We start from the raw sequence: 15,804 nt of genomic DNA on the forward strand, positions 1-15,804 counted from the left end.
CGCTACAGAAATCTCGTCGCTGCCTGAGCGGCAGGCGTCCATTGTGGCGCGCGAAACGCCCCAGAGAGAGGAAGTGGCTTTTGTGTAGGCGCTATTCCATGCTGCAAGTAATCAAACTCCTACCAAACATTTGAAGTTGATAGCAATTGTTAATTGCGCATAACTTCGTGTCTCAAACTTTGAATTGGACAGCCCCGCCTCTCTGACAAGAACATACGCCTACCGATCCACGGACCGCGTATTTGACGGATTTTTTCACTTGTTTTTGGGATGGAGGATTTATGCGTATTACCACTTTTACCAGCAAGGCCCTGTCAGCCGCGATTAATGGCAAGACCCCGTTGAGCTTGCGCAGCCTGTGTGCCGTGGCTCTGGTTGCCAGCCTGGCAGCCTGCGGCTCGAGCGGCTCTTTGCGCAGCGACCTCGGCGGCACCGGAGGCGGAGACGTTGTCGCCGGTGGAGGTACCGGAGGCGGTACGGGTGGCACAGGCGGTGGTACGGGTGGGGGCACGGGCGGCGGCACCGGTGGCGGCAACACCGGTGGCGGCAACACCGGCGGCGGTGATGGTGGCGGCACAGTCAATCCGCCCGTTGCAAGCACGCCTCTCACTCCTGTACGCGAGACCGTGGCCGATGTCACGGGAACGCTGACCGGCACCACCGGCGTCATCAGCGACGTCAACAATATCGTGACCTCCACTCTGGGCACGGCCACCAGCGGCACGCCTCTGAGCGGTGTGGCCCAACCTGCCAGCGGCATTCTTGGCAACGTGAACAATGCCGTCAACAGCGTGGGTAGCGGCGTCAGCGCGGGCCTGGGTCAAATCGGCAAGACGGCCGACCCCATCGGCACCACCTTGCAAGGCGTGGCTCCCGCCGTCGGCTATCTGGGCGCTGCGGTCACTTCGGCAGGCAAGACGGTCAGTGCGCTGGACACTCCTCAGCTTGGTGTGGTCGGCGATGTGGCGGGCCTGGCGGGCGGCACGGTGCAAATCCTCGGCACCACCGTTTCCGGCGTCGAAGGCACGGTTGCTCAGCTGACCAGCAATCCGCTGGTCTCGGGTCTGACCACTCAGGTCAGCCAGGTCGCAACGCCGGTGTTGAGCACCGTTCTGGGCACCACCCAGAATCTGGTTCAGACCACGGGCCTCGGCCAGCCGGTGAACAGCTTGCTGGGCACCGTGGGCGGTGTGGTCAATCATGTGGGAGCTTCCGTCACCAGCACCGGCGTGCCAGTTGTGGCTCCGCTGGGCGGCGTGGTTTCGGGTGTCGGCCAGACCGTGGCCGGTCTGGGTGGCGTGGTCACTGGCCCTGGCACACCTAGCGGCGGCCTGCTCGGTGGCGTGCTCGGCAATGTCACGGGCGGCGCGGGTGGCTCTGCCGGCGGCTCCGGCAATATCGTCGGCGGCGTGCTGGGCTCGGTCACGGGCCTGGTGGGCGGCGTGACCGGTGGCGTGAGCGGCGGCAATGCCGGCAGCCCAGTTGCAGGAGCAGGCAATCTGGTCGGTGGCGTGTTGGGCGGTGTGACCGGGCTGGTCGGCGGTGTCGCAGGATCAGCAGGCGGAGCAGCAGGAGGCAGTGGCAATGCCGGCACCGCAGTCACTGGCCTGGTCGGTAATACCGTGGGCACGGTCACCGGCCTCGTAGGCGGCGTGCTGGGCGGCGTGACCAATGTCACGGCTGGCGCAGGTGCTGCAGGTGGTGCAAGCGCCTCGGGTGGCCTGCTGGGCGGTCTGCTGGGTGGCAATCTGGCGCTTGGCCTGGGTGGTGGAGCGGTAGCCACCAGCAAGTAAGGGAAACAGCGGTGGCCAGTGCACCGCTTGAGCCTGGCCCGCCTTCAGGCGGGCTTTTTTACGACAGCCCCATACCCAGTTCTGGGGATGTAGGGAACAATGAGAGCCATAAAAATAGAACAGGAGGGACTTTTGCAGTCAAAAGCAAAACCAAAGGGCCGAACCGGCCACAGGATTCAGGCATTGGCACTTGCGGCCTGGGCTCCTCTGGCCTGGTCACAGCAGGGCGGTAATCCGCTCAACAGCCTGCCGCAGACGCCCGAGTCCGCAAGGAATCTGCAACTGCAGCCCAGGCAGGTTCCGGTGCAGATCGACAAGCCCCCGCCAAGTCCCCAGGATCTCATCAACCTCCAGGTCGCGGTACGTGGCATCAACGTGCAGGGAAGCACGGCGATTCCTTTCGAAGAGGTCAGCGCACTTTTCACCCCCTTCATCAATGGCACGCATACGGTCGGTGAACTCAATGCCGCGACCCAGAAGGTCAGCGAGCTGTACCAGCGCCATGGCTACGCCCTGTCTTTTGCCTACCTTCCTCCACAGGACTTTGCCAATGGCGCGGTGCAGGTCATCGTGGTCGAAGGCTATGTGCAGAGCCTGAATCTGGAAGGCAATTTCGGCCGCTCCGAGGACCAGATACGCGAAATTGCCCAGCCGCTGCTCAACGAAAGGCCTTTGACCACCAAGACTTTTCAGCACCAGACCCAGCTGATGGCACGCCTGCCCGGAGTGCAGATCACGGCCTCGGCCAATCTTCCGACCACCACGGACGGTGCTGTGCCCCTGATCATCAAATCCAAGCACAAACCCATCGCCGTCACCGTAGGTGGCGAAGCACGCAAGCCCACACCACGCATCATTGCCTCCCTCACCCTGAACGACCCCTTGTGGTCAGGCAGCCAGCTGCAGGCTTCGGCCATGCTGCAAAACCCCGATAAGGAGCGCTTCGGCAGCATCGGCTTCACGCAGCAGCTGACTCCCGAGGGCACACAGGCTCGTGTCAGCTATTCCGACTACCGCAGCCTCAACCCGCCGGCAACGCGCATTCCAGGCATTGACGACCTGACGCAGCAGCGCAAGCTGGACTTCAATATCAGCCACCCATGGATCTTGAGCAACACCACCCAGCTCAGTACCACGGCGGGTCTGTATGCCATCAACTACAGCCGCGAGCTGGCCGATAGCCAGGCCTCCCTGCTGCGCGAGGAAAAGGTTCGCACGCTCTATGCGCAGGTGGCCTGGGCGTCCTACGGCAAGACCACCAACCGCTCGGCATCGGTCCTGCTGGCCCACGGCCTGGACAGCCTGGGGGCCTACAAGAATCTGGACCTCTACTATCGGCAGGGCATTCTGCAAAAGCTTGAAAACCCGGCCAAGCTGGACTTCACACGCATCACCGCAGACTATGCACAGCGCCATCGCTTCGCCAACAAGATGGGCGCCGCTTTTGCCGTGGGCGGGCAATACAGTGCCGACATCCTTCCCGTCCCGGAAAAAATCTCCTTTGGCTCCACCCGCTTCGGCCGCGGCTATCAGGCGGGCGAGTTTTCAGGCGATTCCGGCATGGGCGCCAGCGCCGAGCTCAACTACCAGTTTCTCGTCAACCAGGCCTGGATCAAGTCGGCCGAGCCCTATCTGCTCTACGAGTGGGCACGTACGCATCAGCAGACCAGCGGCGTCAAAGGCAATACACTGCGCTCCGCCAGCCTGGGGCTGCGCCTGTCCGACAGCCGCCATTACGCATTGGACCTTGCCATGAGCAAGCCACTGGGCGACCGCTCCATCAACAATCCCGATCGGGAACTGCGCTACAGCCTGGTGCTGAGCTACAACCTGGATCCCTGATCCCCTACCGCTCCGCTCCCGAGCCGCTGCATGCCGCAGCGGCTTTTTCTTTATTGCGCCCCCTGAACCACAAGCCACAATATCGCCCATGAAGAAAAACGATATAGCGCCGTTTTTTGCTGCGCTCAAGGCCGCCAACCCCACGCCACAAACCGAGCTGGAATACACCACGGTGTTCGAGCTGCTGACCGCCGTGCTGCTGTCTGCCCAGGCCACCGACGTGGGTGTGAACAAGGCCACGCGCAGGCTTTTCCCTGTCGCAAACACTCCGCAGGCCATTCTGGATCTGGGGCTTGAAGGGCTGGAGGGCTATATCAAGACCATAGGCCTGTACCGCAGCAAGGCCAAGCATCTGATGGAGACCTGCCGCATGCTCGTTCAGTTGCATGGCGGCAGAGTTCCCAGCACCCGCGAAGAGCTGGAAGCCCTTCCCGGTGTGGGCCGCAAGACCGCCAACGTGGTGCTCAACGTGGCTTTCGGTCAGCCCACCATGGCCGTGGACACGCATATCTTCCGTGTCGGCAACCGCACGGGGCTGGCACCTGGCAAGAATCCGCTGGAGGTCGAGAAGCAACTGCTCAAGCGCGTGCCCGACGAATATGCGGTGGACTCCCACCACTGGCTGATCCTGCTGGGTCGCTATGTCTGCCAGGCTCGCAAACCCCGCTGCTGGGAATGCGTGGCTTCAAGATACTGCGATTTCACGCCCAAGACCCCGGCACCGGCAACAGGAAAAAAGAGCTAAAACCGCCTTAAACGCACACCAACAAAGCGCTTTCAGCTATATTTTTTCATCAACTCTTGCCGCTGACGCCAGCCGATTCAAAGCTGGCCATATCGTTGAGCATGGTGCAGGCCGAGCGCAGCAACGGCCAGGCCAGCGCCGCGCCAGAGCCCTCGCCCAGGCGCAATTGCCAGTCCAGCATGGGCTGGGCCTGGAGGTGAGCCAGCAGGCGGGCATGTCCAGGTTCGCCCGAGCGATGGGCATACACACAGCGTTGCAGCACATGGGGCTGCAGGCGGCTGGCCACCAGCACAGCGGCCGTGGTGATAAAGCCATCCACCACAATCAGGCGTCGTTCAGCAGCGGCCTGCAGCACGACTCCCGTCATGGTGGCGATCTCCAGCCCGCCCATGGCAGCCAGCACAGCCAATGGTTCTTGCACGCCGGCATGAAAGTCCAGCACCCGCCTGAGCACGGCGATCTTGCGCGCCAGACCTTCACTGCTCAGGCCCGTGCCCACCCCGGTCACTTCCTCGACCGGCTCGCCGCACAGACGCGCCAGCAGCAATGAAGCACTGGATGTATTGCCGATACCCATCTCGCCCAGCAACAGGGCATTGCCCGGCAGTTTCCTGACCAGTTCTGAGCCATTGCGCAGCGCCATCGCGCATTGGGCTTCGCTCATGGCCGGGCCCTGGCTGCAGTCCGCCGTGCCATAGGCCACCTTGCGCCGCCACAGGCGCGGCTCATGGGCCTTCGGAAGCTTGTGAGCGGGATCCTGCTCACGCGCCTCAAAGTCGCGGGCCACGCCGCAGTCGACCACATTCAGATCAATTCCGTTCTGCAGAGACAGCACACTCACCGCAGCACCGCCAGCGAGGAAGTTCTCCACCATCTGCCAGGTCACGTCGACCGGATAGGCCGACACTCCCTGGGCGGCCAGTCCGTGATCCGCGGCAAACACCACCATCTGCGGTGCATGCAGCTCGGGAGTCTCGCAACCCACGATGCCGGCAATGCGCAAGGCCAGTTGCTCCAGCACGCCCAGCGATCCCTGGGGCTTGGTCTTGAAATCCAGGCGATGCTGAACCCGGGCTTGCAGCGCCGCATCATGGATGTCCTGCACCTGCGGGCAGGACCAGAGGGTGGACGGTGGGAATTCGGAAAAGGAAGCGGAACTCATGCGTGCAGTCATTCCCGGTGCATCAGGCCTGGGTGCCATCCACCACCGGGATACGGAAGGCACGTTTTTGCGATCTAGCAAGTATCGCGCTTTCATCGGCATCGCAACGCCAAGTTCGCCGATTGCCCAGAAGCTGCATGAAAAAAGGCCCCGAAGGGCCTTGGCTGAAGACGCGGCAAAGGCATCAGCGAATGACTTCCTCAACCGTGATTTCGCGCAGGATGCCGCCATCCTTGACCGAACCACTGACCGCGCCATCCTTGACACGTGCCATACAGGCCTGTTGGTCGATTTCTGTCTTGAACACCGCGCAGCGGGCATAGGCATTGCGCTGGTACTGGCTCATGCCCTGGCCATCGTCGAGCTTGCCCTTCTTGGCCTCGGCACTGGCCGCCATTGCCTCGCGAGAAGACGAATTGCTCTCGCGCATGGGGCGCTGGCCCTTGTGATGGTGACGATGGTGGTGCTTTTTCATCGCAGGCTTGGCCGCATCCATCGCAGCTGCCTCAGCCGCTGGCTTGGCTGCATCCACCTGAGCACTGGCCATGCCTGCCAGTGACAGAACCGCTGCACCCAAAGCTAGTTGAAGAGTCTGAACCTTGAAAAAAGCCATACGCAACTCCATTCCAAAAAGTGAATAGCTTGGTCAGCTTGCACGCACTCTCAGGCAGGGCTTATCGGTTCAGCGGCTATGAGTCCGAAGGATCAATCCTACAAATCAGCTAGCAAGCGGGAGCGCAGCCGGCTCGAACCATTGCTCCACGCCCTGCGCCAGCCGCTCAAATACCTGCTCCAGACTGGGTGTATCGTGGCCGAACAGCGCATGGATCACCTCGGCGTTTTCGAACAGGCCGTGCAGATAGGTACCAATGACTGCGCTGTTGCCTCCCTGCCATAACATGCCTGGCAACAGCTCCTGTCCCGGTCGCATGCTGGCCGTCTGCATGTCTGCTCGCAGCTGGGTCTGGCCATGGTGTATCTCGTAACCACGTGCCGATACGCCGCTCAGGGCACTCCATGGGGCTTGCAAAGCAGGCAGCTGCAAGGTAGTGGGTTGCACGGTCTTGTCTTGCGCAAACAGGGTCGCCAGCGGCAGCAGGCCCAGGCCTGCAGCATTGCCGTCCACACCATGCAGATCGATCAGCGCCTCGCCCAGCATCTGCAGACCGCCGCAAATGCCGAGCACGCGCCTGCCGAGCCCGGCATGAGCGACGACTGCTGCATCCAGCCCTTGTGCACGCATCCAGGCGAGATCGGCCGCCGTGGCCTTGCTGCCCGGCAAAATGACCCAGTCCGCATCGGCGAGCTGCGCGGGCGAACGCGCCCAGACCACACGCACGCCCGGCACTTGCAGCAGGGGCTGAAATTCATCGAGATTGCTGATGCGCGGATAGGCGATGATGGCGATCGTGGTGTGAACAGCCTGCCCGGCCCCCGTGCTGCCGCGATCATCAAACACGCCGTCCTCTTCGGGCAGACCGTGCTGGAACTGCATGGGAATGCAGGCTACCGTGGGCACACCCGTCTTCTCTTCCAGCATCTGAGGCGCCGGGGCCAGCAGTGCTGCATCACCTCGGAACTTGTTGAGCACAAAACCCTTGAGGAGCTTTTGCTCGTCCTCAGGCAGCAATGCCCACGTGCCGTAGAGATGAGCAAAGGCACCACCACGGTCTATGTCCGATACCAGCAAGCAATGTGCATTGCAATGTTTGGCCACGCGCATATTCACCACATCGCTGGCATGCAGATTGATTTCGGCCGGAGAACCCGCGCCCTCGATCACCACCACATCGTTTTCGGCGCGCAGCTCGTCCAGCGCCTGCGCGATCTGCGGCCAGACCTTGAGGCTGCGACCTCGCCAGGGCATGGCGCTCAGCTCGTCATTGACCTGGCCGAACAGCACGACCTGGCTGCGCGTGTCGGCCTCGGGCTTGAGCAGCAGCGGATTCATGCGCACATCGGGAACCGCCCCCGCCGCCAGGGCCTGCAGATACTGCGCCGTACCGATCTCGCCCCACTGGCCCTCGGGCGTGGCGACGACACGCGCGTTATTGCTCATATTCTGCGCCTTGAACGGCGCAACCTTCAGGCCCTTGCTGCGGTAGTAGGCGCACAATGCCGTGGCCACCCAGCTCTTGCCCGCGCCACTGCTGGTGCCCAGCACCATGATGCAACGTGCTGTCATGTCTCAGGTCTCGGTTGGGATCGGCAGCACCACTCGCTGCAGAATTCGGGCCAGCGCCTCGCCGGGATGGGTACACATGCCCATATGCGAAGGCGAGGTCTGGATGATGCTACTGCGCTTGGCCGTGAGCCAGTGATAGCGTGCACGCATGGGCAGCTGCGCGATCGGCCCACCATCGGCGCGGCCTTCGCAGATCGCCACGATGGAGCCCAGGTGACGGTGCACGGCCTCCAGATCCACATTCGGGTCCAGCGCCAGCAGACGCTGTTCGTCAAGGGCCACGGCCGCCTGCAGATGGCCGGTGCGCTGGCAGGAGAGGATGACGCCCGCGTTCACAAATTCCTCACGCTCCACGCGCGGCACTACCCGCACGATGGCGTAGTCGTAGACCTCATGCGCGTGCATCGATCACTCCTTGCAACCAGCGGCCACGCTCGGCAAGCCGGGCCACGAAATAATTCACATAGGCCGCGCGATGAGCCTGCACATTCTTGAGCACATCGCCCTCTTTGTCGGCAGCGGCCTGCTCCAGAAAGCAGTCGGGCACCTCGTCCAGAATGCTCTTGAGAACTACGGGCCCAAGCCTGGCGGCCAGTTGCGCATCCAGCTGCGCCAGCTGGCTGGCTTGCGGCAGCAGCACATGTTCGGCACTGGGCGCAAAAGGCTTGGCCGGATCGGCCACCACTCCGTTCCAGGCATGGTGAAACGTCAGACTCGCGCCATGATCGATCAGCCAGGGCTGCTTCTGGTACATCAGCATATTGGTGTTGCGCGCAGTGCGGTCCACATTGCTGACCAGGGTGTCGAACCACACGAGGCGCGAGGCAAAGTCGTCGTCCACCGCGTCCACTGCCGGGTCAAAGTTGATGGAGCCCGGCAGATAGTCCAGCCCCACGTTCAGCCCGTCGCTGGCGCGAATAAGATCCTGAATCTCGGGGTCTGACTCGGTGCGGGACAGGTCGCCGTTCAAGTGCAGCAGCACGATCTCGGGCACCGGCAGGCCCAGCGCGCGAGCCATGCCGCCAGAGATGATCTCGGCCATCAGCGCGCGCACGCCCTGCCCGGCGCCCCGGAACTTGAGCACATAGGTGCCCAGATCGTCGGTCTCGACAATTGCCGGCATGGAGCCGCCCTCACGCAGTGGCGTGACATAGCGCTCCACCAGCACCGAGCGCAGCTTCAAGGTTTCAGTGTCCATGGGAAATGGTAGCGCCTTGCACCCATCAGGTCTGATCGGCAAGGTCATTGGATGCTTTTCCAGGCTTGCTCCAGCGCAGCCTGCGACACGGGCGGCAGCACGCCCAGCCGCACATGGCCGCCAAGCCCGAAACTTGCACAGTCCCGTAGCTTGATGCCCTGGGCTCGCAGGCTGGTCAGAGGCCCGGCAAGCTCCGCCAGCGGCAGGCCTGCGACAAAGTAATTGGCCTGATGACCAGGAACGATCTGCCAGCCCAGTCTCTCGCACAGCGCCAGCTGCTGCGCCTTCCAGCGGCGCAAGGTCATCAGACTGTGCGCCAGCCATTGCTGCACCTCGTCCGTCACCCAGGCCTGCAGCATTGCCACGCCATGCGAGCCCACCACCCAGGATGCCGCCAGCGCATTCAGCGCCTGCAGCTCAGCGGCTGTGGCATGCAGGGGAGCAATCGCATAGGCAGCGCGCACACCCGTCATGCCCAGGGCCTTGTTGGGCGTCCAAAGCTGCCAGACACCGTCGAGATCGCGCTCGGGTGGCTGATCCTCCAGCCATAACGGGCGATAGGCGCAGTCCAGCACGCGCCATTCCTTCTGCGCCGGTGGCTGCTGCCAGGCAGGCCAGACGTCCTCCATCGCTCCCAGCGGGCTTGACGGCTCGCAGGCCCAGCTGAGCACCGGCGCCACGGCCGCTTCTGTGCGGCGGCACAGCGCCAGCCGCCACACCCGCGCGGCCTGCATATAGTCGCCATAGTGATGCTGGGGAAACTGCACGCTTTTGGCGCCGCTGCGCACAGCGTGCAGCGAGAGGCGATGAATCAGCTCGCTGCTGCTGCCGCCGATCAGGATGCGCTCTACCGCCACGCCATGAAAAGCCGCCAGCTGCACGCGCAATGCCCTGTATTGCGGATCGGGGTACTGCGCGACATGGGCGGCCTGCAGCGCCTTCACGGCCATGGGACAAGGCCCGCAGGCATTGCGATTGGTCGAAAAATCATGCGCCGGAACGCCCTGCGCATCAGTACCGCCATGCATGGCTGCCGCATTCACATCAAACATTGGCAAGCAGCCTTCCTCTCCACACAACCATCAAAATCATAGCTGCTAACGCAACCAGGACATGCGCTGCGATCACTTTTGATGCAAATCTTACAGACATCTCCAGATCAGCCGCCTGCGGTGCACGCCCCTGCGGGTTGAGTCGATAGACGCCAGGTTTGGAAAGCTGAACCCCTATCGCCTGCGCCATAGCGCCCATGGGCCAGCCACCATTGGGCGATGGCGTCACGGCTGCATCGCGCCTCAAGCCGGCCCAGGACAGGCCGCCAGCCAGCAGTGCCAGCCACATTGCGGTGATGCGCGCCGGAATCCAGTTCAGCACATCGTCGGCGCGGGCCGCCCATTTGCCCGCCCATTGCCAGTGGCGGCGGCGATCGCCCTGGCCTCGCCAGCCGGGGTAGCCCCACATGGCATCGGCCGTATTGGCAAAACGATAGACGGCTGCCCCGGGCAAACCGGCCACGGCAAACCAGAACAGCGGAGCAATCACGGAGTCGCTGAGGTTCTCGGCCAGCGTCTCGATGGCGCTTTCACGCACGGTGGCCGCATCCAGCTGTGCCGTGTCGCGGCTCACCAGCCAGCTCAGACGCTCCCGCCCGGCGGGCAGCGATTGCTGCAGTGCGGCCTCCACGGCCAGCACCTCATCCTTGAGCATGCGCCAGGACAACAGCGGCTTGAGCAACACCCCCATCACCAATCCCCAGAGCCACCAGGGGGCAAAACCCAGCATGAACTGGGTCAGTCCATAAACCATGAAAAACAGAGCTGCCAGTGCACACCAGACAAGCGCTGCCAGGCAGAATCTCAGATAGTCACTCTGCACTTCGGCACGCGGCGCAAGCGCCTGCCCCGACCAGCCCAGCAATTTGCCTATCAGCACCACCGGGTGCAGCCACACCGGTGGCTCGCCCCAAAGCCGGTCCAGCAGCAGGGCCACCAACACGGCCAGCAGGCCCGCCTGCACATTGGCAGCCCAGTTGAGCGCCGCCAGATCACCGGCGGTGAATGTCTGGTAGAGCCATGCCAGCGGACTGAGAGAAAGACCGATCAGCTCAGTCCAGCCAAAACTCGTCATGCGTCTGGCTTGCCCTTCGCGGAGCATGCATCGCTGCCCGGCTTGCCCCTGGTGGCCGCAGCCACCACACGCGAGTCGTCCCAGACATCATCCATCAGCATATCTTCCAGGGGTGCCCGGCAGGCCCATTTCTCCTGCTGCAGCATGGGCTCGGCATAGTAGGCATCGACAGGGCCCAGGCAGAGCACGCCCAGCGGATGGGCGCCTTCAGGCATCTGCAGCAATCTGGCCAGCGCCAGCGGATCGAAAATCGAGACCCAGCCCATGCCCAAACCTTCGGCGCGCGCGGCCAGCCAGAGGTTCTGGATGGCACAGGCGCTGCTGGCGATGTCCATCTCGGGCAGGGTGCGGCGCCCGAAGATATGCGCCTCGCGCCCCGGCGGCATGGCCACGACCAGCACCTCGGCCGCATCGAGCACGCCCTGAACCTTGAGCTTCATGAAGTCCTCTTCACGTTCGCCCAGGGCATGGGCGGTGCGCACGCGCTCCTCCTCGATTAGACCGTGGATCTGCAGGCGCAATTTGGCACTCTTGACCCGAATAAAACGCCAGGGCTGCATGAACCCCACGCTGGGCGCATGGTGCGCGGCGCGCAACAGGCGCAGCAAGACCTCGTCGGCCACCTTCCCGCCCGCAAAATGGCGCATGTCGCGGCGCTCATAGATGGCGCGGTAGACGGCAGCCCGCTCAGCCTCGGTGAAAGGCGTTGCGGCAATCGTCGCGAAGGAGCTGGTCTTGGATTCGGTCATGGAACTATTGTCGCGCCACAGACATGGCAAAAGCCATCAGTCTTCGATACCTCTTTGAGCGGGAATACCCGCCTGGAAGGCATGTTTGATCAGCGTCATCTCGGTCACGGTGTCGGCGATGTCGATGATTTCCTGCGGGCAGCGGCGACCTGTCAGGCAGACATGCACATCCTTGGGGCGCGCCTTGAGCGTGTCCAGCACCTCCTGCAGCGGCAGCCAGCCATAGATCAGCGGATAGGTGATCTCGTCGAGCACGACCAGAAACAGCTCGCCCGAGAGAATATCGACCTTGGCCTTTTCCCAGCCGTCACGCGCCAGCTGGGCGGAGTGATCGAGGTCCTTGCTCTTCCAGCTGAAGCCATCGCCCAGCCCTTCGATGGGCAGACCGACCTGCTCGGCCAGGCGATGCTCGCCAAAGCGGGCCGTGGGCACCTTCATGAACTGATAGACCTTGACGGCCTTGCCCCGGCCCGTGGCGCGAAAGGCCAGACCAAAGGCGGCCGTGCTCTTGCCCTTGCCATTGCCGGTGTTGACGATGATCAGGCCGCGGCGCTCGCCCTCAGGCTTTTCGTAAGGCTTCTCGGTGGGAGGAGTTTCAATATTCATAGCTACTCTCGCTTGTCTATCAAGGGCTAAAGGGCAAAAAATCCAAGAACTACGGCCGAGCTCAGCTCAGGTGCGGCAAGGCCAGCCACAGGCCGTCGAGTTCGCGCACCTGTATGCGCCGGTCAAACACGGCCTCCAGCGCGGCATGGGTGGCAGGATCACCGCAGGCGCCCTGGTGCGTGATACGGCCGGCCTGCATGACGACCATTTCGTCAGCCAGCAGGGCAAAGGACAGCTCGTGCAGCACGCTGATCAGGGTCACGCCTTGCTGCACCAGACTGCGGGCCGTGAGCATCCAGTCGGTCTGGTGCGGCGGGTCCAGGTTGGCCAGTGGCTCGTCCATCAGCAGGGTCCGTGCCTGCACGGCCAGGGCCCGCGCCAGCAGCACGCGCTGGCGTTCACCACCCGACAACTGGCCTATGCTGCGCTGGCGCCAGTCCCAGGCATGGGTCTGGCGCAGCGCCTGCTCCACTGCCTGCCGATCGGCGCTTGAGGCCGGAGCCAGCCAGCCCTGGTGAGGCAAGCGCCCCAGCATGACCAGGTCATAGACGGCCATATCGGCCGCAACGGGCTGATTCTGGCCCAGCCAAGCCAGTGCCTTGGCACGCTCTCGGCCATTCCAGTCGCCGAGCTTGCGGCCTTGCAAGAACACGGCACCGCTTTGCAGCTGGTTGGCGGCACGCATGCCTGCCAAGGCGCGCAGCAGCGTGGACTTGCCCGCGCCATTGGGGCCGACGATGGCCGTCCAGCGGCCTTTGGGAATCTGCAGACTGAGCTCACGCAGCACCTCGCGCTCGCCCAGTTGCACGCTCAGGGCCTCGGTCGCCAAAGCGATACCTGTCTCGATATTGCTACTCATGCGCCCTCTCCAGACGGCATGGCGCCACGTTTGTGCATCAGCCAGAGCAGATAGCTGCCGCCCAGTACGGCAGTGAGCACGCCCACGGGCAATTCCTGGGGGGCAATCAGCCAGCGCGCCAACAGGTCGGCGGCCAGCAGCAGCACCGCTCCCATCAGGCTGCTGAGCACCAGCAGCCAGCGGTACAGCGCACGCACCATGGAACGCACCAGATGGGGTGCAGCCAGGCCTACAAAAGCGATCAGGCCGGTCTGCGCCACGGCCGTGCCCGTGGCCAGCGCCAGCAGCACAATCAGCAGCAGTCGCAGCGGCGCCAGCGGCAGACCCAGGCTATGGGCCGTGGCCTCACCGAGTGCCAGCCCGTCGAGCACGCGGCTCAGGCAGCAGGCCAGCAGCAGCGCGGGCAGCAGCACCCAAAGCATGAGACCACAGGCATTCCAGCCCGCAAAGGCCGTGCTGCCCAGCATGAAGGACTGCATGGCCTGCATGATGTCGGGGTTCATCAACAGCACCAGCGATGCGGCGGCGCCCAGCACCACGCCCACCACCACACCGGCCAGCAGCAGACGCATGGTGTTCTGCACGCCCTTGGCCAGCACCAGGGTCAGCACCACGGCAAGCACGGCACCGGCAAAAGCCGCCCCCGTCACGCCCCAGCGGGCCAGGCCGGCCAGAGCGAAGGGCGAGACACCCAGGGCAGCCATGGCCAGCGCCACCCCCAGCGATGCCCCCGAGGCACTGCCCAGCAAGTAAGGATCGGCCAGCGGGTTGCGAAACACGCCCTGCGCCACGGCTCCAGCCAACCCCAGCAGCCCTCCGGCCAGCAAGGCCGCCGCAGTACGCGGCAGGCGAATGTCCATCACGATCTGCCAGGCCAGCGGATCATGCCGGGCATGCAGCACGCTCTCGAACCCGGTGCTGCCAATACCCGCGCCCAACAGCGCCAGCAAAGCCGCAGCCAGCGCCAGCCACAGCAGCAGCCAGACAGCGGCAAGCCCGCGCTGCCCCCTGCGGTGATGACTGGAGATGCAGGCCTTCATGGGCTCTTGCCCTGCCTCGCCGCCAGACGTTGCAGACACTGGACGATGATTTGCGCCCCCTCTGCCATGCGTGGACCGGGGCGCACCAGAATGTCAGACTGCTCGGGCGTGAAGGCGCAGATCGCGCCCTGCTTCACCGCCCGCATCTGGGCCCAGCCCGGGTATTCGGGCACACCGGTTTTCCAGGACCGCTCGCCGGCCATCAGAATGTCCGGGTCCAGCTTGACCACATATTCGGGGTTCAGGCGCGGAAACGGTCCTTGCCGGGCGTCGATCACATTACGCAGCTGCAGCCGCGCCAATGTCTGCCCGATAAAGGACTTTTCACCGGCGGCATAGGGGCCACGGCTGGCTTCAAAGTACACACGCTGACCGCGCATGGCATCGGGCACGCTGGCCGCGGCCTTGTTCAGGTCGGCTTCGATTCCGGCCCAGACGCGGTCTGCGCCCTGGGCTGGCGGCAAGGCCAGCAGCTGGCCCAGCTTCTGCATCACGGTGCGCGCTTCCTCGTGGGTGCGCGGCTCCAGCGCCACCACTTTGAGGCCCAGCGCCTCCATGCGCGCCACGGCGCGTGAAGCCATGGAGACCAGCACCAGATCGGGCTTGAGAGCCACAATGCTCTCGATATTCGGATCCAGCCCGCCGCCCACCACGGGCAAGGTCTTCACATGGGCCGGCCAGTTGGAATAGCGGTCCACCCCCACCAGACGCTCGCAGCCGCCCAGCGCGCACAAGCTCTCGGTCAGCGACGGCAGCAGGCTGACGATGCGCTGCGGCGGCTTGGCCAGCTGCACCTGGACGCCGCGCGCATCGGAAATCTGCACGGGTTGCGCCACCGCAGGCAGGACACATACAAGCAGCAGGCCTGCCGCAACACAGGCCATCAGGCGTTGGGTGATCGCTTTCATGCCTGCGGCCCTTTCAGCGCCAGCGGCAAGCCAGCACACATCAGCGTGACGCTTTCGCAATGCGCAGCCGCCTGCTGATTGAGCAAGCCCAGCGCATCGACAAAGGCGCGCACTTCGCGGCCCATGGGAATCACGCCCAAGCCAATTTCGTTACCCACCAGAATGACGGGGCCGGCGGCTTCATCCAGCGCTTTCAAAAAGAGAGCTAGCTGCGCTTGCCAGTCATCGGATTGAGGCTGATGTTCCTCTAAGTCCTCAGACTGCACCGGCATCAGCCAGTTCGTCAACCACAAGGTCAGGCAATCAATCACCAGCAGGCGCTGCGGGCTGCTGTGACGGGCCAGCACCTGGGCGAGCTCGCGCGGCTCCTCTATGGTCAGCATGCCGGGCACGCGCTCCGCGCGGTCACGCTGGTGGCGCGCAATGCGCTCGCTCATTTCCGCATCCCAGGCCTGGCCGGTAGCCACCAGCACAGCCTGATGTCCGGCATCCGCCTGCAGCCACTGGCGCGCCAGCAGCTCTGCGCGACGGGATTTACCGCTTTTCTGCCCGCCCAGTATGAGCTGGGTACGCGGCATGACGAAGGAGAC

Annotated in this window: 16 protein-coding genes; 3 read left to right on the plus strand and 13 right to left on the minus strand. The window is 63.8% G+C overall.

Annotated features, from left to right (window positions below; translation table 11 throughout):
- Nucleotides 1-281: 281 nt before the first annotated feature.
- The 3 genes from F3J24_RS25075 (at nucleotide 282) to nth (ending at nucleotide 4,380) form a co-directional block, all read left to right on the plus strand.
- The gene (locus F3J24_RS25075) at nucleotides 282-1,793 is read left to right on the plus strand and encodes a collagen-like triple helix repeat-containing protein (protein WP_167010211.1); all 1,512 of its coding nucleotides are present in this window, start codon (nucleotides 282-284) and stop codon (nucleotides 1,791-1,793) included.
- Nucleotides 1,794-1,976: 183 nt separating this feature from the next.
- Nucleotides 1,977-3,635 (plus strand): ShlB/FhaC/HecB family hemolysin secretion/activation protein, encoded by a 1,659-nt coding sequence (locus F3J24_RS20575; protein WP_167010213.1) that lies wholly within the window; start codon nucleotides 1,977-1,979, stop codon nucleotides 3,633-3,635.
- A gap of 88 nt (nucleotides 3,636-3,723) precedes the next feature.
- Complete coding sequence (nth, locus tag F3J24_RS20580; protein ID WP_167010215.1) at nucleotides 3,724-4,380, plus strand: endonuclease III; 657 nt, start codon at nucleotides 3,724-3,726, stop codon at nucleotides 4,378-4,380.
- A gap of 49 nt (nucleotides 4,381-4,429) precedes the next feature.
- Here nth and cobT read toward each other — a convergent pair whose 3' ends face one another.
- From cobT to F3J24_RS20645, 13 genes are all read right to left on the minus strand, one after another.
- Nucleotides 4,430-5,542 carry a nicotinate-nucleotide--dimethylbenzimidazole phosphoribosyltransferase gene (gene cobT / locus F3J24_RS20585; RefSeq protein ID WP_167010217.1) on the minus strand — a complete coding sequence of 371 codons (1,113 nt, stop codon included), beginning with the start codon at nucleotides 5,540-5,542 and terminating at the stop codon, nucleotides 4,430-4,432.
- A gap of 184 nt (nucleotides 5,543-5,726) precedes the next feature.
- Entirely contained in the window at nucleotides 5,727-6,155 is a 429-nt protein-coding gene (locus tag F3J24_RS20590; RefSeq protein WP_167010219.1) for a hypothetical protein, read from the minus strand.
- Between the two features lie 105 nt (nucleotides 6,156-6,260).
- Nucleotides 6,261-7,727: a cobyric acid synthase gene (locus F3J24_RS20595; protein ID WP_167010221.1), complete on the minus strand. Its 1,467-nt coding sequence runs from the start codon at nucleotides 7,725-7,727 to the stop codon at nucleotides 6,261-6,263.
- Between the two features lie 3 nt (nucleotides 7,728-7,730).
- Entirely contained in the window at nucleotides 7,731-8,132 is a 402-nt protein-coding gene (locus F3J24_RS20600; RefSeq protein ID WP_167010223.1) for a DUF3037 domain-containing protein, read from the minus strand.
- Nucleotides 8,119-8,904 carry a HipA family kinase gene (locus tag F3J24_RS20605; protein ID WP_167010484.1) on the minus strand — a complete coding sequence of 262 codons (786 nt, stop codon included), beginning with the start codon at nucleotides 8,902-8,904 and terminating at the stop codon, nucleotides 8,119-8,121. Before F3J24_RS20605 ends, F3J24_RS20600 begins: the two co-directional genes overlap by 14 nt.
- Before the next feature lie 65 nt (nucleotides 8,905-8,969).
- Nucleotides 8,970-9,977, minus strand: a complete 1,008-nt coding sequence (locus F3J24_RS20610; protein WP_167010225.1) for an aminotransferase class I/II-fold pyridoxal phosphate-dependent enzyme — start codon at nucleotides 9,975-9,977, stop codon at nucleotides 8,970-8,972.
- Nucleotides 9,970-11,052, minus strand: a complete 1,083-nt coding sequence (gene cbiB / locus F3J24_RS20615; protein ID WP_167010227.1) for an adenosylcobinamide-phosphate synthase CbiB — start codon at nucleotides 11,050-11,052, stop codon at nucleotides 9,970-9,972. The genes F3J24_RS20610 and cbiB overlap by 8 nt, the downstream gene beginning before the upstream one ends.
- Nucleotides 11,049-11,801 (minus strand): 5,6-dimethylbenzimidazole synthase, encoded by a 753-nt coding sequence (gene bluB, locus F3J24_RS20620; protein WP_167010229.1) that lies wholly within the window; start codon nucleotides 11,799-11,801, stop codon nucleotides 11,049-11,051. Before bluB ends, cbiB begins: the two co-directional genes overlap by 4 nt.
- Before the next feature lie 36 nt (nucleotides 11,802-11,837).
- The gene (gene cobO / locus F3J24_RS20625; RefSeq protein WP_167010231.1) at nucleotides 11,838-12,407 is read right to left on the minus strand and encodes a cob(I)yrinic acid a,c-diamide adenosyltransferase; all 570 of its coding nucleotides are present in this window, start codon (nucleotides 12,405-12,407) and stop codon (nucleotides 11,838-11,840) included.
- Between the two features lie 61 nt (nucleotides 12,408-12,468).
- Nucleotides 12,469-13,266, minus strand: a complete 798-nt coding sequence (locus F3J24_RS20630) for an ABC transporter ATP-binding protein (protein ID WP_167010233.1) — start codon at nucleotides 13,264-13,266, stop codon at nucleotides 12,469-12,471.
- On the minus strand, nucleotides 13,263-14,306 hold the full coding sequence (locus tag F3J24_RS20635; protein ID WP_205244890.1) for an iron ABC transporter permease: 1,044 nt from the start codon (nucleotides 14,304-14,306) through the stop codon (nucleotides 13,263-13,265). The genes F3J24_RS20630 and F3J24_RS20635 overlap by 4 nt, the downstream gene beginning before the upstream one ends.
- A complete protein-coding gene (locus F3J24_RS20640; protein ID WP_167010235.1) occupies nucleotides 14,303-15,214 on the minus strand; it encodes an ABC transporter substrate-binding protein in 912 nt (303 codons plus the stop codon). Before F3J24_RS20640 ends, F3J24_RS20635 begins: the two co-directional genes overlap by 4 nt.
- Entirely contained in the window at nucleotides 15,211-15,792 is a 582-nt protein-coding gene (locus F3J24_RS20645) for a bifunctional adenosylcobinamide kinase/adenosylcobinamide-phosphate guanylyltransferase (RefSeq protein ID WP_167010490.1), read from the minus strand. The genes F3J24_RS20640 and F3J24_RS20645 overlap by 4 nt, the downstream gene beginning before the upstream one ends.
- Between the last annotated feature and the right edge of the window lie 12 nt (nucleotides 15,793-15,804).

The organism is Comamonas sp. Tr-654 (assembly GCF_011752915.1).
Taxonomy (GTDB): Bacteria; Pseudomonadota; Gammaproteobacteria; order Burkholderiales; family Burkholderiaceae_C; genus Comamonas.